15 protein-coding genes are annotated in these 18,594 nt (G+C 74.3%); 6 read left to right on the top strand and 9 right to left on the bottom strand.

Going from position 1 to position 18,594, the window contains the following annotated elements; all coding sequences use genetic code 11:
• Nucleotides 1–2: 2 nt before the first annotated feature.
• Nucleotides 3–308, top strand: coding sequence for a hypothetical protein (locus ACI79C_RS10875; RefSeq protein WP_456945665.1), 306 nt, complete (start codon nt 3–5; stop codon nt 306–308).
• Between the two features lie 82 nt (nt 309–390).
• Here the strand turns inward: ACI79C_RS10875 and ACI79C_RS10880 are convergent, their stop codons facing one another.
• The 5 genes from ACI79C_RS10880 to mce form a co-directional block, all read right to left on the bottom strand.
• On the bottom strand, nt 391–990 hold the full coding sequence (locus ACI79C_RS10880; protein ID WP_456945666.1) for a class F sortase: 600 nt from the start codon (nt 988–990) through the stop codon (nt 391–393).
• Nucleotides 987–1,781: a DUF4397 domain-containing protein gene (locus ACI79C_RS10885; RefSeq protein WP_456945667.1), complete on the bottom strand. Its 795-nt coding sequence runs from the start codon at nt 1,779–1,781 to the stop codon at nt 987–989. The genes ACI79C_RS10880 and ACI79C_RS10885 overlap by 4 nt, the downstream gene beginning before the upstream one ends.
• 89 nt (nt 1,782–1,870) lie before the next feature.
• Entirely contained in the window at nt 1,871–3,232 is a 1,362-nt protein-coding gene (locus tag ACI79C_RS10890) for a hypothetical protein (protein ID WP_456945668.1), read from the bottom strand.
• Between the two features lie 118 nt (nt 3,233–3,350).
• On the bottom strand, nt 3,351–4,682 hold the full coding sequence (gene ccrA / locus ACI79C_RS10895) for a crotonyl-CoA carboxylase/reductase (RefSeq protein WP_456945669.1): 1,332 nt from the start codon (nt 4,680–4,682) through the stop codon (nt 3,351–3,353).
• A gap of 94 nt (nt 4,683–4,776) precedes the next feature.
• Nucleotides 4,777–5,229 carry a methylmalonyl-CoA epimerase gene (gene mce / locus ACI79C_RS10900; RefSeq protein ID WP_456945670.1) on the bottom strand — a complete coding sequence of 151 codons (453 nt, stop codon included), beginning with the start codon at nt 5,227–5,229 and terminating at the stop codon, nt 4,777–4,779.
• Nucleotides 5,230–5,435: 206 nt separating this feature from the next.
• Between mce and ACI79C_RS10905 the strand changes: the two genes are divergently transcribed.
• From ACI79C_RS10905 to ACI79C_RS10925, 5 genes are all read left to right on the top strand, one after another.
• The gene (locus ACI79C_RS10905) at nt 5,436–6,626 is read left to right on the top strand and encodes an acetyl-CoA C-acetyltransferase (RefSeq protein WP_456945671.1); all 1,191 of its coding nucleotides are present in this window, start codon (nt 5,436–5,438) and stop codon (nt 6,624–6,626) included.
• Between the two features lie 74 nt (nt 6,627–6,700).
• Nucleotides 6,701–7,669: a methylmalonyl Co-A mutase-associated GTPase MeaB gene (gene meaB / locus ACI79C_RS10910; RefSeq protein ID WP_456945672.1), complete on the top strand. Its 969-nt coding sequence runs from the start codon at nt 6,701–6,703 to the stop codon at nt 7,667–7,669.
• 23 nt (nt 7,670–7,692) lie between these two features.
• Entirely contained in the window at nt 7,693–9,171 is a 1,479-nt protein-coding gene (locus ACI79C_RS10915) for a phytoene desaturase family protein (RefSeq protein WP_456945673.1), read from the top strand.
• A 47-nt stretch (nt 9,172–9,218) separates the two neighbouring features.
• Nucleotides 9,219–9,743: a MarR family winged helix-turn-helix transcriptional regulator gene (locus ACI79C_RS10920; protein ID WP_456945674.1), complete on the top strand. Its 525-nt coding sequence runs from the start codon at nt 9,219–9,221 to the stop codon at nt 9,741–9,743.
• 43 nt (nt 9,744–9,786) lie between these two features.
• Entirely contained in the window at nt 9,787–10,752 is a 966-nt protein-coding gene (locus tag ACI79C_RS10925; RefSeq protein WP_456945675.1) for a tetratricopeptide repeat protein, read from the top strand.
• Between the two features lie 27 nt (nt 10,753–10,779).
• Here ACI79C_RS10925 and ACI79C_RS10930 read toward each other — a convergent pair whose 3' ends face one another.
• From ACI79C_RS10930 to treS, 4 genes are all read right to left on the bottom strand, one after another.
• On the bottom strand, nt 10,780–12,192 hold the full coding sequence (locus tag ACI79C_RS10930) for a neutral zinc metallopeptidase (RefSeq protein ID WP_456945676.1): 1,413 nt from the start codon (nt 12,190–12,192) through the stop codon (nt 10,780–10,782).
• A 166-nt stretch (nt 12,193–12,358) separates the two neighbouring features.
• Nucleotides 12,359–15,298, bottom strand: a complete 2,940-nt coding sequence (gene glgB, locus ACI79C_RS10935; protein ID WP_456945677.1) for a 1,4-alpha-glucan branching protein GlgB — start codon at nt 15,296–15,298, stop codon at nt 12,359–12,361.
• Between the two features lie 52 nt (nt 15,299–15,350).
• Nucleotides 15,351–16,721, bottom strand: coding sequence for a maltokinase N-terminal cap-like domain-containing protein (locus ACI79C_RS10940; RefSeq protein ID WP_456945678.1), 1,371 nt, complete (start codon nt 16,719–16,721; stop codon nt 15,351–15,353).
• Nucleotides 16,718–18,574: a maltose alpha-D-glucosyltransferase gene (gene treS, locus ACI79C_RS10945; protein WP_456945679.1), complete on the bottom strand. Its 1,857-nt coding sequence runs from the start codon at nt 18,572–18,574 to the stop codon at nt 16,718–16,720. The genes ACI79C_RS10940 and treS overlap by 4 nt, the downstream gene beginning before the upstream one ends.
• Nucleotides 18,575–18,594: the final 20 nt, after the last annotated feature.

The raw sequence follows: 18,594 nt of genomic DNA on the forward strand, positions 1-18,594 counted from the left end.
GGGTGCCCCGGAGGAGCGGACGGAACGGGTCGCGGCCGCGCGGCGGCGACCCGTTCCGCCGGTCCGACCCGGTCGAGGAGGCCGCGGACGGCGACTGGGTGGTGCGCGCCCTGACCGGCTCGGCCACCGGCAAGACCTACCGCTGCCCCGGCTGTGACCAGGAGATCCGGCCCGGGACGCCGCACGTCGTCACCTGGCCGGCCTACGCCCGCGACTCCGACCTCGACCCCTGGGACACCGAGTCGGCGGCCGACCGGCGGCGGCACTGGCACACCGCCTGCTGGCGGGCGCGGGGCCGCCGGCGCTAGAGAGGACCTCCCGCTCCCCACCGGGGGAGGACCCCGTCCTCCCCGCCCTCCGCACGCTCAGGGCGGTGCGCTGGACGGGGCCTCACGTCGCCTGGGCGAAGACGACCACGTTGTCGGTGTAGCTGCGCGCCGAGCGGTCGAAGTCCCCACCGCAGGTGACCAGGCGCAGCTCCGCCCGCGGCGTGGGCGCGTAGACGGCCTCGGTCGGGAAACCGGTCTTGGGGGAGCGGGCCGTCCGGGTGACGGTGAAGTGCACGGCCGTCCCGTCCGCGCGGTCGACCTGCACCGCGTCGCCGGGGCGCAGGTCGCCCAGCCGCCAGAAGACCGCCGGCCCGCTGCGCGAGTCCACGTGCCCGGCCAGGACCGCCGGGCCGACGTCCCCGGGGGTCGCCGCGCCCGTGTACCAGCCCGCCTCGTCGAACGCCGCCGGTGGCACCAGGGCCCCGGTGGCGTCGACCCCGAGCCGCGCGAGCGGCGTGTCGACGCCGATCGCCGGGATGCGCAGGCGGACGGGGTCGGCCGCCCGGTCGGCCGCCCGGTCGGCGGCCGCCGCGGCGACGGGGGTGGGCGAGGGCTCTGCAGGCGGCTGGGCCGGGGAGAGCAGCGCCACCGCGCCGGCGACCAGCGCCGTGGCGGCCAGCAGCCGGCGGAGGGCGGGCAGCGCGCAGCGGCGTCCGCTCACCGGCGCCGCGTCCGCGGCCACAGGAGCGCGACCGCGCCGAGGACCGCGGCCGTGGCGAGGACGACCGCCCCCGGCGAGGGGCCGGCCGTCCCTCCCGCCCCGGTCTCCACGCCACCGGTGGGCACCACGGCGGCGCCGGCGGCGTCGAGCAGCGTCCGCACCGTCAGCCCGCCCTCCGGCCGGTCCAGGACGAGCACGGTGTGGACCGAGCCGGGGGCCAGGTCGGCCGGGACGCCGGTCGGGGGACCGCCGGCGGCCACCTGCAGGGTCGTGGGGCCCCCGGGCACGGTGGTCGCGGTCCCGGCCGTGGCGAAGGCCAGGCCGGTGGCCAGCGCGGTGCCGTCGGCGGTGGTGACGTCGACCGACGGCGCGGTCGTCGCGGCGTCGACCACGCGCACCCGGGCCGAGCCTCCCGGCGGCGGCGAGAGGTCGTCCTCGAGCACGGTCAGCCGCAGGTCGGCGAAGCCCCCCACGGCGGCGACCGTGCGGGCACCCCCGGCCGGTACCTCCACCGTGGTGGACAGGACCGGCGGGCTGGTGGAGGCGGCACCGACGGTGCGGACGCTGACCGCATACGTCCCCGCGCGCAGCTCCCGGTGGTCGGAGACGTCCCCGTAGCCGAGGCCGCCCACGGTCGTCCCGGCACCGGGCTCGCCCACCGGGTCGACGGTGAGGTCGACCGCGGGCGTGTCGGGCGACAGGTGCGCCAGCCGGAGCAGGCCGGCGTCCGCGGCCGCCGCCGGCGCGGTGCCGAGGGCGGCCCCCACGGCGAGCAGCACGACCGCGAGCACGCGGGTCGTTCGGGGCAGCGTCGTCCTCCCGCGCGTCCTCGGCGACCCGGTCCGAGCGCTTGGGGCGCGCGGACCGGGGCTCGCGCCGCTCAGCGGCGGCCGGGGGTGACCGGCTGGCTGCCGGTGTCGGTGGCGTCGGGCTTGACCGCGGGCTGGACCAGCGTGGGCGGGTCGGTCCTCGGTGGCGCCCCCGCGGCGGAGCTCCCCGAGGGCACGGGGGAGATCACCTGGGTCTGCGACGGCGGCGGTGCGGCCGGGCCGGACTGTCCCGACGGCGCGGGCGCCTGGGACGGAGCCGGGCCCTGCGCCCCCTGACCCTGCGGTCCCGGCCCCTGCGGCGCGGCCGGCTGCGGCCCGGTGGCGGGGGCCGCGTGCTGCGGAGCCGGGGGACGGGTGGGCTGGCGGGCCGCGGCGGCCTCGCCGCTGCCCGTCCGCGGCGGCTCACCGGGGCGGGCGACCGCCGGCTGTGGTGCGGTCGTCGGCCGGACGGCGGGCTGCTGCGCGGTCGCCGGGCCCACCGGCTCGGGGGCGGTCGTCCGCTGGGCCTGCGGCTGCGCCGGGCCCGGCTGCGGCGCGGGCTGGCGCGGGCCCGGCTGAGGCCGGTCCTGCGCGGGGACGGGGGGGCGCTGGCCGGCCGGGGCCTCGGGCTGCCGGTCACCGAGGTCGGGCAGCTTCTCCAGCACCCGCCGGGCCTCGAGCAGCCGGCCGGTCAGCTCGTCGCGCACCGCCCGGATGGCGGCCGCGGCCGCCTCGGCCTCGCTGACCACCTTGGCGGCGTGCTGCTCGGCGGCGGCGACCCGCTGGCGGGCGGCTTCGGCCGAGGTGCGGTCGCGCTCGGCCTCCAGGCGCGCGGACTCCTGCCGGCGCGCCCGCTGGGCGATCTCGAAGTCCTCCTCGACCTTGGTCCGCCGCGCCTGGGACTCCGCGTCGAGCCGGGCCACCTTCTCCTGCGCCTTGCTGACCAGCTCGTCGGCGCGGATCTGGGCCTTGCTGGCGATCTGCTCGGCGGCCTGACGGGCCTCGGCGATCATGCGCTCGACCTCGGCCTGCCCGGCGGCGTGCCGCTCGTGCATGGCCCGCTCCTCGGCGGCGGTCTGCTCCCGCACCGCCTGGGCCTCCTGCTCGGCGCCCCGCCGGATGTCGGCGGCCTCCTCCTCGGCCAGCCGGAGCATGTGCTGGATGCGCTCGCTCATGTTCTCGAACGTGGGCGGCCCGGACGAGGCCGCCTTGCGCCGCAGGCTGTCGATCTCCCCGTGCAGGGCCGAGAGCTGACCGGCCAGGTCGGCAGACCGGTTCATCGCGGCGTCCCGGTCGGCCAGAGCCACCCGGATGTCGGCCTCGAGCCGCTCGATCGTCTCGGCGACCTGGTGCCGGTCGTAGCCCCGCAGCACCACGTCGAACGAGTGCTGGGCCTCACGCATGGGCATCAGGTCACGGCGGGGATCGTCCATGCGTCCATCCTCGCAGAGTCGGGAGACCGAGGTCGGTCTGTCGCGGAACGCCTCCCTGCAGGGTGCCAGTCCTCCCTGGCAACGCGCTACGTGCGCGGGCGACCCGGCAGCGAGGCCCTCAGATGCCGCGGAAGCGGTTGATCGCCGTCAGGTGCCGCTCGCGCTTCTCGCCGTCCTTCACGCCCAGGCCCTCCTCGGGGGCGAGGGTGAGGACGCCGACCTTGCCCTGGTGGGCGTTGCGGTGGACGTCGCAGGCGGCCTGGCCGACCTCCTCCATCGGGTAGACCTTCGACAGCGTCGGGTGGATCAGGCCGCGGTCGATGAGCCGGTTGGCCTCCCAGGCCTCGCGGTAGTTGGCGAAGTGCGAGCCGATGACCCGCTTGAGGTTCATCCACAGGTAGCGGTTGTCGTACTGGTGCAGGTACCCGCTGGTCGAGGCGCAGGTGACGATGGTGCCGCCCTTCTTGGCGACGTAGACGCTGGCGCCGAAGGTCTCCCGGCCGGGGTGCTCGAAGACGATGTCGGGGTCGTCGCCGCCGGTCAGCTCGCGGATCCGCTTGCCGAACCGCTGCCACTCGCGCGGGTCCTGGGTGTGCTCGTCCTTCCAGAACGCGTACCCCTCGGCGGAGCGGTCGATGACCAGCTCGGCGCCCATCGACCGCACGATGTCGGCCTTCTCCGGGCTGGAGACCACGCAGACGGGGATGGCGCCGCCGTTGAGGGCCATCTGTGTGGCGTAGGAGCCCAGGCCCCCCGAGGCGCCCCAGATGACGACGACGTCGCCCTGCTTCATGCCCGCGCCGTGGTGGGACACGAGCTGCCGGTAGGCGGTGGAGTTGACCAGCCCTGGCGCGGCCGCCTCCTCCCAGGTCAGGTGCGCGGGCTTGGGCATCAGCTGGTTGCTCTTGACCAGCGCGAGCTCGGCCAGGCCACCGAAGTTGGTCTCGAAGCCCCAGATCCGCTGCTGCGGGTCGAGCATCGTGTCGTCGTGGCCGGCCGGGTCCTCCAGCTCCACCGACAGGCAGTGGGCGACCACCTCGTCGCCGGGCCGCCACTTGTGCACACCCGGGCCGACCCGCAGGACGACGCCGGCCAGGTCGGAGCCGACCACGTGGTAGGGCAGGTCGTGCCGCTTGGCCAGGTCGTGCAGCCGGCCGTAGCGCTCGAGGAACCCGAAGGTCGAGACCGGCTCGAAGATCGACGTCCAGACGGTGTTGTAGTTCACCGACGAGGCCATCACCGCCACGATCGCCTCGCCCGGGCCCAGCTCCGGGGTGGGCACCTCCTCCACGTGCAGCGACTTGCGCGGGTCCTTCTCGCGGGTGGGCAGGCCCTCGAACATGTCCTGCTCGTCCTTGCGGACCAGCACGGCGCGGTAGGACTCCGGCACCGGCAGGCCGGCCAGGGCGTCGGTGGAGTCGGCGAGGATGGCGTCCCTGATCTCGAGCACGTGCGTCTCCCGGTCGTCGTTGGCGCGGAGGCGGTGTGGTGGCGCGGATGTTACCGGTGAGTAGCCCCGAGGGCAGCCCCCGTGCGGGAGGTCGTCAGGGCCGGCCGGCGGGCTCGACGAGCTCGACGAGGACGCCGCCGGCGTCCTTGGGGTGCACGAAGTTGACCCGGCTGTCGGAGGTCCCGCGCTTCGGGGTGTCGTAGAGCAGTCGCAGGCCGCGCTCGCGCAGCGTGGCGCTGACCGCCTCGACGTCGTCCACCCGGAAGGCCAGCTGCTGCAGGCCGGGGCCGGACCGGCCGATGAACTTGGCGATCGTCGACTCGGGCGTGAGCGGCGCCAGGAGCTGGATGCGGGTCTCGCCGCCGCCCACGGCGAGCATCGCCTCGCGCACCCCCTGTTCCTCGTTGACCTCCTCGTGCACCGAGTGCACGCCGAAGGCCTGCGCGTAGAAGGCGATCGCCTCGTCCAGGTCGGGGACGGCGATGCCCACGTGGTCGATGGCCGTGAACAGGTCGGCGGGCAGGCCGGTGCGGGCGTCGGGGGTCATGGCCGGATCCTCCTGGGGGTCATGGCCGGATCCTCCTGGAGAGACGTCTGGGACGACACTTCCCTGTGACGGGAGTCACATGCGGCCTCAGGAGCGCCGGAGGCGGGTCCCCCCGGCCTATCCTGAGCGGTAGCCCGGAGGCCGCCACCGGCGGCCAGCACGCACTCCCGGCCGCCGGCGGAGGCGGCCCGGCACTGGAGGCCCCCATGCCCCGATCGGTCATCGTCAGCGGCGCTCGCACCCCGATGGGCCGGCTGCTCGGCTCGCTGAAGGACTTCTCCGCGGCCGACCTCGGCGGCATCGCGATCAAGGCCGCCCTGGAGCGGGCCGGGATCTCCGGCGACCAGGTCGACTACGTGATCATGGGTCAGGTGCTGCAGGCCGGCGCCGGGCAGAACCCCGCCCGTCCCGCGGCCGTGGCCGGCGGCATCCCGATGTCGGTGCCGTCGCTGACGCTGAACAAGGTCTGCCTGTCCGGCATCGACGCCATCGCCCTGGCCGACCAGCTGATCCGGGCCGGTGAGTTCGACGTCGTGGTCGCCGGCGGCATGGAGTCGATGACCCAGGCCCCGCACCTGCTGGCCAACTCGCGCACCGGCGTGAAGTACGGCGACACGAAGCTGCTCGACTCGATGGCCCACGACGGGCTGTCGGACACCTTCGACCAGGTGGCGATGGGCGAGCTGACCGAGCAGGCCAACGCCCGCTACGGGCTGACCCGCGAGGAGCAGGACGCCTTCGCCGCGGCCAGCCACCAGAAGGCCGCCGCCGCGGCCAAGAACGGCCTGTTCGACGACGAGATCACCCCGGTGCTCATCCCGCAGCGCAAGGGGGACCCGATCGAGTTCCGCGACGACGAGGGCATCCGCCCCGACACCACCGCCGACAGCCTGGGCCGGCTCAAGCCGGCCTTCGCCAAGGACGGCACCATCACCGCGGGCTCGGCCTCGCAGATCTCCGACGGCGCCTGCGCGGTCGTGGTCATGTCCGCGGAGAAGGCCGCGGAGCTCGGGCTGACCCCGCTGGCCGAGATCGGCGCGCACGGCGTCGTCGCCGGCCCCGACGCCACGCTGCAGAGCCAGCCGTCGAAGGCGATCGCCAAGGCCTGCGCCCGTGAGGGCATCGAGCCGGCCGACCTCGACCTGGTCGAGATCAACGAGGCCTTCGCCGCCGTGGGCATCGCCTCCACCCGCGAGCTCGGCATCGACCCGGAGAAGGTCAACGTCAACGGCGGCGCGATCGCCCTCGGCCACCCGATCGGCATGAGCGGCGCCCGCATCACCCTGCACCTGGCCCTCGAGCTCGGCCGTCGCGGCGGCGGGGTCGGCGCGGCCGCCCTCTGCGGCGGCGGCGGGCAGGGCGACGCACTCGTCCTGCGCGTGCCCGCCCGGGCGTGACGGACGCGCCCGAGACGACCCCGGTCCCGACGCCCGGCCCCGCCTCCCCCCAGGGGAGGCGGGGCCGTCGCGCTGTGGACGTCCCCGCACTGGTGGCCGGTGCCCGCGAGGGCGACGCCCGGTCGGTGGCGCGGCTCATCTCGCTCGTCGAGGACGGCAGCCCGCTGCTGCGGGAGGTCGCCGCGGCCCTGACCCCGCACACCGGCTCCGCCCAGGTCATCGGCCTGACCGGTGCGCCGGGCGTGGGCAAGTCGACGACGACGGCCGCGCTGGTCGGCGCCTACCGGCGGGCCGGCATGCGGGTGGGCGTCCTCGCGGTCGACCCGACGTCCCCCTTCTCCGGCGGGGCGCTGCTCGGCGACCGGGTGCGCATGCAGTCGCACGCGCAGGACACCGGGGTCTACATCCGTTCGATGGCCACCCGCGGACACCTCGGCGGGCTGGCGTGGGCCACCCCGCAGGCGCTGCGCGTGCTCGACGCAGCCGGGTGCGACGTCGTGCTCGTGGAGACCGTCGGGGTCGGGCAGTCGGAGCTGGAGATCGCCTCGCTGGCCGACACCACCCTGGTGCTGCTCGCGCCGGGCATGGGCGACGGGATCCAGGCGGCCAAGGCCGGCATCCTCGAGGTCGCCGACGTGCTCGTCGTCAACAAGGCCGACCGGGACGGCGCCGAGCAGACGGTGCGGGACCTGCGCTCCGTGCTGTCCCCGGGCCGACCGGACGACGGGAGCCGGTCCGGGGCCGCGGGTGCCTGGCGGGCGCCGATCTGCCGGACGGTCGCCGTGCGGGACACCGACAACGGCGTCGACGGGCTGCTGACCGCCGTGGAGGAGCACCGGCGGTGGCTGGAGTCCTCCGGCGAGGGGCGGCGGCGCCGGGTCCGACGGGCGGCACGGGAGATCGAGGCGGTCGCCCTGACCGGCCTCCGGGCGCGGATGGGGGCGGTGCGCGGATCGGTCGCCCTCGACGTCCTCGCCGAGCGGGTGGTCGCGGGGGAGACCGACCCCTTCCGGGCCGCCGACGAGCTGACCGGGCAGCTCTGACCGGCTGAGGGCACGATGGCGGGGTGAACGGGAAGCCGGACGCCGTCGTCGTCGGAGCCGGACCGAACGGACTGGCCGCGGCCCTCCGGCTGGCCGCCGCGGGCCTGCGGGTCCAGGTCGTGGAGCAGGCCGAGCGACCCGGTGGCGGCATGCGCACCGAGGAGCTGATCCGCCCGGGCTTCCGCCACGACGTCTGCTCGATCGTGCAGCCGATGGCCGCCGCGGCGCCCTTCTTCCGCGAGTTCGACCTCGCCAGCCGCGGGGTCCGGCTGGTCCACCCCGAGGTCAACTTCGCCCACCCCCTGGACGGGGGCCGGGCCGCGGTGTCGTACCGGTCGCTGGAGGAGACCGCCCTGGCGCTCGGGCCGGACGGACCGGCCTACCGCCGCCTGTTCGAGCCGCTGGTCGAGCACGGGACCGACGTCGTCGACTTCTTCCTGACCAGCCGGCTGCGGCGGCTGCCGACGCGCAGCGTCGGGCCGATCACGAAGTTCGGGCTCAACGGGCTGCCCAACGTGCGGTGGCTGGCGCACCGGTACTTCGAGACCGAGGAGGCCCGGGCTCTCCTGGGTGGCGCGGCCGCACACGGGATGCTCGACCTGAGCCAGCCCCTGACCTCGGCGCTCGGGATGCTGCTGACCATGCTCTCCCACCACGTCGGCTGGCCGCTGATCGAGGGCGGCTCGCAGGAGCTGGCCGACGCGATGGTCACCGCGCTCGAGCAGCAGGGCGGCGAGGTCGTCACCGGCCACCTGGTCACCGACCTGCGGGAGTTCGACGGGGTGCCGGCCGTGCTGCTGGACACCACGCCCGAGGCGTTCGTGGACATGGCCGGCGACCGGGTGCACGAGGGCTACCGCCGCTGGGTGTCGCGCTACCGGCACGGCGCCGGCGTCTTCAAGGTCGACTGGATCCTGTCCGACCCGGTGCCCTGGACCGATCCCGACGTGCGCCGCGCCGGGACCATCCACGTCGCCGGCACCCTCGACGAGACGATCGCCGGCGAGCGGGCGCCCAACCAGGGGCAGCTGACCGACCGCCCGTACGTCCTCGCCGTGCAGCCGACGGTCCCGGACCCCTCGCGGGCGCCCGAGGGCGGGCACGTCTTCTGGGCCTACGTGCACGTGCCGCACGGTGCCGACGTCGACATGACCGCGGCCATCGAGGACCAGGTGGAGCGCTTCGCCCCCGGGTTCAAGGACACGGTGGTGGAGCGGGCCACCAAGAACGCCGTCCAGATGGAGGCGTGGAACCCCACCTACCTGGGCGGGGACATCTCCAACGGCCAGGCGACGCTGCGGCAGATGCTGGCCCGGCCGGTGCCGCGGTGGAACACGTACAAGACGCCGGTGCGGGGGACCTACCTCGCCTCGTCGGCGACGCCGCCGGGTCCCGCCGTCCACGGGGCCTGCGGCGACAACGCCGCACAGGTGGCGCTGCGGGAGGTCTTCGGCCTGCGGCACGTGCCGCCGCTGCGACCCGCCCCGCCCGCCCTCACCTGAGGCCGTTCCCCCGGAGCCGCGGACGGCGGGCCGGTAGCGTCGCCGCCATGGTCCGACCGCTGGGGTTGCCCTTCGATCCCATCGAGCGCGCCGGCGAGACGTGGGAGCAGCGTTTCGGCCCGGCCGCGGCGATGCGCGCCGCCACGTCGGTGTTCCGCGTGCAGCAGATCCTGCTCTCCCGCTTCGACGAGGCCCTGCGGCCGCACGGGCTGACCTTCGCCCGGTACGAGGTGCTGGTGCTGCTCACCTTCAGTCGCAGCGGGGAGCTGCCGCTCAAGGTGATCGGCAGCCGGCTGATGGTGCACCCGACGAGCGTCACGAACGCCATCGACCGGCTGGTCGCGGCCGGCTTCGTCGACCGCCGTCCCAACCCCGCCGACGGCCGGGGGGTGCTGGCCGGCATCACCGACCGCGGCCGGGCCGTCGTCGAGGAGGCCACCGCGGCCCTCACCGCGCTGGAGTTCGGGCTGGGCGACCTGCCCGCGGCCGAGCTGGACACGCTGTTCGACATCCTCAAGCGGGTCCGGCTGGGGGCCGGCGACGTGGCAGACGTCGAGCCGGCGGTGCGCTGACCACGCCCCACACCGCTCGTCGGGCGGTGGGATGATCGAGGTCATGCAGCCTTCTCGCCCCGGACGCCCCGACCCGCGCGCGCAGGCCCAGCAGGCCCAGCTGGCCGCCTCACTCGCCGGCGCGGTCGACCTCGCCGCCGTCAAGGCCCGCTCCGAGGCCGCGGCCCGCGCCCAGGCAGCACCCCCGCCGAGCGCGGCCACCCCGGCCGGTGGGCCCGGCGCGGCCGTCGTCGACGTCACCGAGGCGACCTTCCAGGCCGAGGTGCTCGACCGCTCGTTCCAGGTGCCGGTCGTGCTGGACCTGTGGGCCGAGTGGTGCGGGCCGTGCAAGCAGCTCTCGCCCGTGCTCGAGCGGCTGGCCGCCGAGGGCGGTGGCTCCTGGGTGCTGGCCAAGGTCGACGTGGACGCCAACCCCGCGCTGGCCCAGGGCCTGCGGGTGCAGGGCATCCCGGCGGTCAAGGCCGTGTGGCAGGGCCAGCTGGTCGCGGAGTTCACCGGCGCCATCCCCGAGGAGCAGGCGCGGCAGTTCGTCACCGAGCTGGTCCGGGCCACCACCGGCGGCGCGGTGCCCGGGGCGGGGGACGAGGGTGCCGAGGTCGACGACCCCCGGCTCGACGCCGCCGAGGCCGCCCTCGAGCGGGGTGACCTCGCCGCCGCCGAGGCCGCCTACCAGGCGATCGTCGACGCCGAGCCCGATCACCCGGTCGCGGGCCTCGCGCTGCGTCAGGTCCAGCTGTTCCGCCGCGCCGACGAGGCCGGCCCCGACGCGCTGGCGGCGGCCGACGCCGCTCCTGACGACGTGACGGCGCAGACCCGCGCCGCCGACTTCCTGCTCGGCACCGGGGACGTCGAGGGTGCCTTCGCCCGGCTGCTCGACGTCGTCCGCCGGACCGCCGGGGAGGACCGCGACCAGGCCCGCAGGCACCTGGTGGAGCTCTTCGGGGTCGTCGGGGACCAGGACCCCCGGGTCGCCGACGCCCGCCGGCAGCTCACCCTCGCCCTCTACTGAGCGGGTCGGCTGGCCGCGACGTCGCGGTCAGCCGACCCCGACGTCGCACACGCCGGCGCCCTCGAGGAACCCGCCGCGGAACAGGTCGACCAGCTGGAACCCGGAGACGTCGACCTCGCCGAGCACCTGCGGGTCGTTGCCGTACTCGAGCAGGAACTGCACGCTCTCGTCGAGGTCGCCGGGGGAGATGACCACGTTGGTCAGCTCCTGGTTGTAGACCTGCGCGCTGTACCAGCCGGCCAGGCAGACCGCCGAGCGCAACGCGTCCTGGCCCTCCGCGGGCAGCCCGAGCTGGTCCCGGGCGGCCAGCGCGTAGGGGATGGCCACGGCGGTGGGGACGGCGTAGTCGCCCAGCGCCTCGTAGGCCGGTCCGGCGAGGTCGGCCTCGTCGTAGCCGACCAGGCCCCCCTCGGAGCCACCCTCCCCGGGCGGGCAGTACACGAGGTCGACGTCGTCGGCCGCGCAGGACGGCGCCGACCCGTCGAACCCCTGCAGCTCCGGGGCGGTGAACCGGTCGTCGAACACCTCGGTGAAGGCGCGGCCCCAGAACTCCGGCAGGGAGGTCTCGACGATCGAGACGATGGTGCCGTAGGGCGCGTTGCCGCCGCTGAGGAAGTCCTCGTCGCTGGTGAACTCGCCCTGGGTGAAGACGCGGTCGGGGCCGAACCGGTCGCGGCAGGCCGTCGGGCCGTCGTCGAAACCCTCCTGGAAGGCCGAGACGCGGTCGAAGTAGGAGCCGTGCGCCTGGTCCTCCCTGCGGCTGGTCCCGACCGGGTCGCGCAGCTGCAGGTAGCCGCGCAGCAGCTCGTCGAGCTCGGGCTCGCGGATGCGGGAGTGCTCGGCCTCGCCGCCGGCGACCCACGCGGTCCAGGCCCCGGCGAAGCAGTCGGCCTGCGTCTCGGTCGCGATGGAGGCCTGGGGGTAACCGACCCGGGCCTGGACGGCGTGCCCGAACTCGTGCGCCATGACCAGGGCGGGGATGAACCGCCCGTAGCCGTTGGCGAGCTCGCCGAGGAAGGCGCGGTCGTAGGTGATCGAGTCGGAGTTCGGGGTGTTCGGCGCCTGGCAGTAGAAGGCGTTGCCCTCGACCTCGCTCGGGTCCGCGCCGCAGCCGACCCCCTGCGGGTACACGCCGCGGTCGATGTCGCCGGGGTCGACGCTGAAGTAGCCGCCGGTGAGCGGCGTGAACCGGGTGCCGAAGACATCGGGGAACTGGCCGGTCCAGAACTGCTCGAGGTCGGCCAGCGCGTTGCGGGCGAGGACGTCGATGGGGGTGTCGGTGGCGCCGACGACGGTGACCTCACCGGGGTCGGCGTCGTCGGGCAGGGGCTGTGCCGCGGTCGGCCGGCCGAGCACCACGACCGAGCACCCGGACAACAGGAACAGGGCGGTCGCGGCCAGCAGGGCCACGACCGCCCGGCACGAGGGGAGGGCAGCCATGTCCCCGGCATCGTCTCATCGCGGCCGCGCCGCCGCAGGGGAGTCCGCCCCGGGAGTCAGCGCCAGACGCCGAGGTCGCGGGCGGTGCCGCGCACGGGGAGCCGTCCCGACACGCACCGGGGGGCCGGACGGCGCCCGCCGTCCGGCCCCCGGTGCGCCCGTTCGCTCAGCCCTCGTGCACGAACCAGACGGTGGCCAGCGGCGGCGCCGACAGGGTCGCGGAGTACGGCTGGCCGTGCCACGGCTCCTCGACCGCCTCGATGCCGCCGAGGTTGCCCACGCCGGACCCGCCGTAGCCCTCCGAGTCGGTGTTGACCACCTCGCGCCAGAACCCGGGCCGGGGCAGTCCGACCCGGTACCCGTGGTGCGGCATGCCGGCGAAGTTGGCCACACAGGCCAGGGCCTGGCCGCTGCCGGCCGCCCCGCCGTCGGCGTCCCGGCTGCCGTAGCGCACGAAGGACAGCACGTTGTTCGCCGAGTCGTTGGCGTCGATCCACTGGAAGCCGGCGGGGTCGACGTCCTGCGACCACAGCGCCGGCAGCTCCTTGTACCGGGCGTTGAGGTCGGTGACCAGGGACAGCACGCCGCGGTGGGCGGGGTCGTCGAGGTGCCACCAGTCCAGCGACCGGCTCTCGGCCCACTCGGCGTCCTGGGCGAACTCCGAGCCCATGAACAGCAGCTGCTTGCCCGGGTGCGCCCACATGTAGGCCAGGTAGGCCCGCAGGTTGGCCAGCTGCTGCCACCGGTCGCCGGGCATCTTCCGCAGCAGTGAGCCCTTGCCGTACACGACCTCGTCGTGGCTGATCGGCAGCACGTAGTTCTCGGAGTACGCGTAGATCATCGAGAACGTCATCTGGCCGTGGTGGTAGCTGCGGTGCACCGGCTGCTTGGTCATGTAGCCCAGCGAGTCGTGCATCCAGCCCATGTTCCACTTGAACCCGAAGCCCAGGCCGCCGAGGTGGGTGGGCCGGGTGACGCCGGGCCAGGCGGTCGACTCCTCGGCGATGGTGACCACGCCGGGGACCTCGCGGTAGACCGTCGCGTTCATCTCCTGCAGGAAGGCGACCGCCTCCAGGTTCTCCCGCCCGCCGTGCACGTTGGGCACCCATTCGTCGCGGGAGTAGTCCAGGTAGAGCATCGAGGCCACCGCGTCGACGCGGACGCCGTCGATGTGGAACTCCTTGCACCAGAACAGGGCGTTGGCGACCAGGAAGTTGCGCACCTCCGAGCGGCCGAAGTCGAACACGTAGGTGCCCCAGTCCAGCTGCTCACCGCGGCGCGGGTCGCCGTGCTCGTACAGCGGCGTGCCGTCGAAGCGGGCCAGGGCCCAGTCGTCCTTGGGGAAGTGCGCCGGGACCCAGTCGACGATGACCCCGATGCCGGCCTGGTGGGCCCGGTCCACGAGGTACCGGAAGTCGTCCGGGCTGCCGTACCGCGCCGTCGGGGCGTAGTAGGAGGTGACCTGGTAGCCCCAGGAGCCGCCGAACGGGTGCTCGGCGACCGGCATGAGCTCGATGTGGGTGAAGCCGGCCGAGACGACGTAGTCGACCAGCTCGTCGGCGAGCTCCCGGTAGGACAGGCCCTGCCGCCAGGAGCCGGCGTGCACCTCGTAGATGCTCATGGGCCGCTGGTGCCAGCCGCCGCGGGCCCGCTCGGTGAGCCACTCGTCGTCGGCCCACTCGTGCGTGGACTCGGTGACGACCGAGGCGTTGAGCGGTGGCACCTCGGTGGCGAAGGCCAGCGGGTCGGCCTTGTGCCGCCACACGCCGTCGCGGCCGAGCACGTGGTAGCGGTAGCGGGTCCCGACCGCGACACCGGGGATGAAGATCTCCCAGACGCCGGAGGAGCCCAGCGACCGCATCGGGTAGGCGCGCGCCTCCCAGTAGTCGAAGTCGCCGGTCACCCGCACGCCCTGGGCGTTGGGCGCCCAGACCGCGAAGGAGACGCCCTGGACCTGCCCGCGGGGGGTGTCGTAGCGGCGGACGTGCGCGCCCAGCACCTCCCACAGCCGCTCGTGCCGGCCCTCCCGGATCAGGTGCTGGTCGAGCTCCCCGACCGTCGGCAGCCAGCGGTAGGGGTCGTCGACGACGAAGGTGTTGGTGCTGCCCTCGCCGTCGGAGTAGGTGACGTCGAGCCGGTAGTCCCCGGGCTGCCCGGGCAGGGCGGCCTCGAAGATGCCGCCGGCGTGCACGTGGTGGGCGTCGTACCGGGAGCCGTCCTCGTCGACCACGACGACGGAGACGGCGTCGGGCCGCAGGGTGCGCACGACCCAGCCGGTGCCGGCCGGGTGGGCGCCGAGCACGCTGTGCGGGGCGTAGGACCAGCCGTCCACGATGGCCCGCAGCTGTTCCTCGGTGACCCCCTGGACCGACGGCTGCCCGCCCTCGCCGATGGTGGTGTCCTCGGCGACCACGTCGGCGAGGGAGGGGTCGTCACTGGTGACCTCGCCGCCGGTCGAGCCACCGGTCGCGCCGCCGGTCGAGGCCTCGGTCGTGGCGCCGGGCGGGGATCCGTCGGTGACCGGCTCGGTGACGACGCCGCCGGAGGAGCCCGAGCGGTGCGCGATCGCGGTGTCGTGGTCGTCGGGGGCCTGCGGGGTGCTGGGCTCGTCGGGGGAGGGGCTGGGCGGCTCGGGCTGGGGTGCGGGTGCGCCCGCGGGGCTGCCCGGCTCGGCGATGGGCGCCGGGGCCACCACGGGGGCCGCGGTCCCGCCCTGCTCGGCGACCACCTCGGCCTGCGCCGCCTTCTTCCGCGGTGCGCGCTTGGCGGTCTTCTTCGCCGGAGCCGCGTCGTCGACGGCCGCCGCGCCGTCGGCCACCGCCGCGGCCGTCTTCTTCGCGGTGGTCTTCTTCGCCGTGGTGCTCTTGGCCGCCGTCGTCTTCTTCGCCGCGGGGGCCTTCTTGGCCGCGGGCGCCCTCTTGGCCGCGGGCTTGCGGGCCGGGGCGTTGACGACCGGCTCGGCCTCGGCGGCCTCGGCCCGCGCGGTCTTCTCCTCGACGACCGCCTGCAGCTCCTCCTTGGTGGCCGGCGGCCGATCGCCGGAGTCGACGGTCGGCTCGGGAGTGCCGGTGGCCCTGTCCTCGGTGGTCCCCTCGGGGGATGTCATCGCGTCGCCGTCCTCTTCCGTGCCGGTCTGTCGGTGGTCTCGGGTGCGCGCGTCAGCCCGCGGCGGTGAGCCGGGACAGCGACTGCAGCGGGATCATCAGCCAGTGCGGGCGGTTGCGCGCCTCGTAGACGCACTCGTAGACGGCCTTGTCCGCCTCGAAGGCCCGCAGCAGAGGGGAGTCGCCGCAGGGGTCCATGCCACTCGCCGCCGAGTACCCGGCGCAGAACGCGCTGCGGTTGCGCTCTGCCCACTCCTGCGCGCGGTATGCACGCTGGGGGTCGCCGGGCTGCTCGACGAGCATGTGACGTGCGGCGTAGTCGAAGCTGCGCAGCATCCCCGCGACGTCGCGCATCGGGCTGTCGAGCTCGCGGCGGGCCGCCAGCGGCCGGGCCGGCTCGCCCTCGAAGTCGAGCACGATCCACCCGGTGGCGGTGCGCAGCACCTGACCGAGGTGCAGGTCGCCGTGCACCCGCTGGCGCACGACGGTCTCGTCGGCACCGGCGACGGCGGCGTAGACCGCGCGCAGGCCGTCGGCGTGCTCGGCCAGCTGCGGGACGACGGCGATGGCCGCCTCCAGCCGCTCGGTCATCTGCTCGGCCACGGCGGCGAACCACCCCGCGTCGGCGGTCTCGGTGGGCAGGACCTTCGCCAGGTCTGCGTGCACCGAGGCGGTCGCGGCGCCGAGTCGCTCGCTGTCGGCGGCGAAGTCCCCGCCCACCTCGTCGGCGTGCAGGTCGCCCTCCGCATAGAGGTCCCGCACGCTGGCGGTGGCCAGCCGCCACCCGTCGCTGGCGTTGGGCACGAACGTCTGCAGCATGGCCACCGTGGCCGGTTCCGCCGACGGGTCGGGGTCGTCGATCTCGATGTGGCCCAGCAGCGGCGCGATGTGCGGGTTCTGCGTCTTGCGCAGTGCGTCGTGGATCTCGACGTCCGGGTTGAGCCCGGGCTCCAGCCGGCGGAACAGCTTGAAGATCGCCTCCTGGCCGTAGACCAGCGAGGTGTTGCTCTGCTCGGTGGAGAGGATGTCGCCGGGCAGGCCCTCGGGGATGTAGGCGACCCCCGCCGGGTGGAAGTGCATCGGCCCGATGGTGGAGGCGTTGACCAGGTGGATGAGCCACGGCGTCGTGGCGTCCCGGTCGCGCATGGCGTCGTAGGCGTAGTTCTCCCGGTCCTTGCCGGGCACCGCACCGAGGAACGCCGCGCTGAGCTCCTCGGTCGGGTGTTCGCGCCAGGACAGCGGGACCAGGTAGGTCTCGACGACCCCGTCGGTGTAGGTGACGCGGACCCGGTGGACCGACAGCACCGGGTCGGCCTGGTCGAGCAGGAAGCCCTCCTCGGTGACCTCGGCCCACTCCCGGCCCTTGCCGCCGAACCAGCGCTGGTGGGGCATCCACTCGCGGAGCAGGTCGGTGAGTGCGCTCATCGGGGTCCTCCGGGGCTCGGGGGGACGTCGGTGCCGGTGCGGGTGTCGCTGTCGCCGTGGATCTCCTCGGCGGCGGTGACCACGCCGGCCGCCAGCAGGGACTCCGCGACCGCGCTCGAGGCGGTGCTCTCCCAGTCCTCGGGTTCCTCGGTCGCGGGCTCGGCCGGCCGGCTCAGCTCGAACCAGTAGAAGCCGTGCCCGGCGAGGGTGAGCATGTAGGGCAGCACGCCGATCTGCGGGAACTCGACCCGCCCGGTCAGCTCGACGGGGGTGTAGCCCTCGAAGCGGCGCAGGTCCAGCTCCACCGGCTGGGGGAACCGGGACAGGTTGTTGACGCACAGCACGATGTCGTCGCCGAACTCGCGGACGAAGGAGAGCACCGTCGGGTTGCGCGAGCCGACCTCGGCGTAGCTGCCCAGGCCGAAGGTCGGGTGCTCCCTGCGCACGCGGATCATCTGCCGGATCCAGTGCAGCATCGAGTTGGTGTTGCGCAGCTGGGACTCGACGTTCGTGACCTGGTAGCCGTACACCGGGTCCTGGTTCAGCGGCAGGTACATCCGCTGCGGGTCGGCCGTGGAGAAGCCGCCGTTGCGGTCCGGGGTCCACTGCATCGGGGTGCGGACGCCGTCGCGGTCACCGAGCCAGATGTTGTCGCCCATCGCGATCTCGTCGCCGTAGTACAGGACCGGCGAGCCGGGCAGCGACAGCAGCAGCGCGTTGAACAGCTCGAGGGTGTCCATGTCGTTGTCGAGCAGCGGCGCGAGCCGGCGGCGGATGCCGATGTTGGCCTTCATGCGGGGGTCCTTGGCGTACTCCGCCCACATGTAGTCCCGCTCCTCGTCGGTGACCATCTCGAGGGTCAGCTCGTCGTGGTTGCGCAGGAAGATGCCCCACTGGCAGTTGCCGGGGATGTCCGGCGTCTGGGCCATGATCTCCGAGATCGGGAATCGCTGCTCCCGCCGCACGCCCATGAACAGGCGCGGCATCACGGGGAAGTGGAAGGCCATCTGGCACTCGTCGCCGTCCTCGCCGAAGTACTCGACGACGTCGGCCGGCCACTGGTTGGCCTCGCACAGCAGCACCCGGTCGGGGTAGTCGGCGTCGACGACCTTGCGGACCTGCTTGAGGAACTCGTGGGTCTTGGGGAGGTTCTCGCAGTTGGTCCCCTCCTCCTCGAACAGGTAGGGGACGGCGTCGAGCCGGAAGCCGTCGATGCCCAGGTCCAGCCAGAAGCGCAGGGCGTCGATGATCGCCTCCTGCACCCGGGGGTTCTCGAAGTTGAGGTCGGGCTGGTGGGAGAAGAACCGGTGCCAGAAGTACTGCTTGCGCACCGGGTCGAAGGTCCAGTTGGAGCTCTCGGTGTCGACGAAGATGATCCGCGCGTCGGGGTAGCCGGTGTCGTCGTCGGACCACACGTAGAAGTCGCCGTAGGGCCCGTCGGGGTCGCTGCGGCTGGCCTGGAACCAGGGGTGCTGGTCCGAGGTGTGGTTCATGACGAAGTCGATGATCACGCGGATGCCCCGGGCGTGGGCGGCGGCCAGCAGCTCCCGGAAGTCCTCGATGTCGCCGAACTCCGGCAGCACCGCGGTGTAGTCGCTGACGTCGTAGCCGCCGTCGCGCAGCGGTGAGGCGAAGAAGGGCGGCAGCCAGAGGCAGTCGACGCCGAGCCACTGCAGGTAGTCGAGCTTGTCCATCATGCCGCGCAGGTCGCCGACGCCGTCGGCGTTGCTGTCGGCGAAGCCGCGGACGAGCACCTCGTAGAAGACGGCGCGCTTGTACCACTCGGGGTCGGTGCCGGGCGCCGGCAGCGTCGACGCGACCGCGTCGGGGAGGTCAGGGACAGGAACGGTCATCGCAGGGAGTCGCCCTCGAT

The organism is Geodermatophilus sp. SYSU D00697 (assembly GCF_054050175.1).

Bases quoted from the DNA above. Each gene is read 5' to 3' on its own strand.
- ACI79C_RS10940 (WP_456945678.1), bottom strand. From the start codon at position 16,721: ATGAGCGCACTCACCGACCTGCTCCGCGAGTGGATGCCCCACCAGCGC.
- ACI79C_RS10890 (WP_456945668.1), bottom strand. From the start codon at position 3,232: ATGGACGATCCCCGCCGTGACCTGATGCCCATGCGTGAGGCCCAGCAC.
- ACI79C_RS10925 (WP_456945675.1), top strand. From the start codon at position 9,787: ATGCAGCCTTCTCGCCCCGGACGCCCCGACCCGCGCGCGCAGGCCCAG.
- mce (WP_456945670.1), bottom strand. From the start codon at position 5,229: ATGACCCCCGACGCCCGCACCGGCCTGCCCGCCGACCTGTTCACGGCC.
- glgB (WP_456945677.1), bottom strand. From the start codon at position 15,298: ATGACATCCCCCGAGGGGACCACCGAGGACAGGGCCACCGGCACTCCC.
- ACI79C_RS10905 (WP_456945671.1), top strand. From the start codon at position 5,436: ATGCCCCGATCGGTCATCGTCAGCGGCGCTCGCACCCCGATGGGCCGG.
- ACI79C_RS10930 (WP_456945676.1), bottom strand. From the start codon at position 12,192: ATGGCTGCCCTCCCCTCGTGCCGGGCGGTCGTGGCCCTGCTGGCCGCG.
- ACI79C_RS10920 (WP_456945674.1), top strand. From the start codon at position 9,219: ATGGTCCGACCGCTGGGGTTGCCCTTCGATCCCATCGAGCGCGCCGGC.
- treS (WP_456945679.1), bottom strand. From the start codon at position 18,574: ATGACCGTTCCTGTCCCTGACCTCCCCGACGCGGTCGCGTCGACGCTG.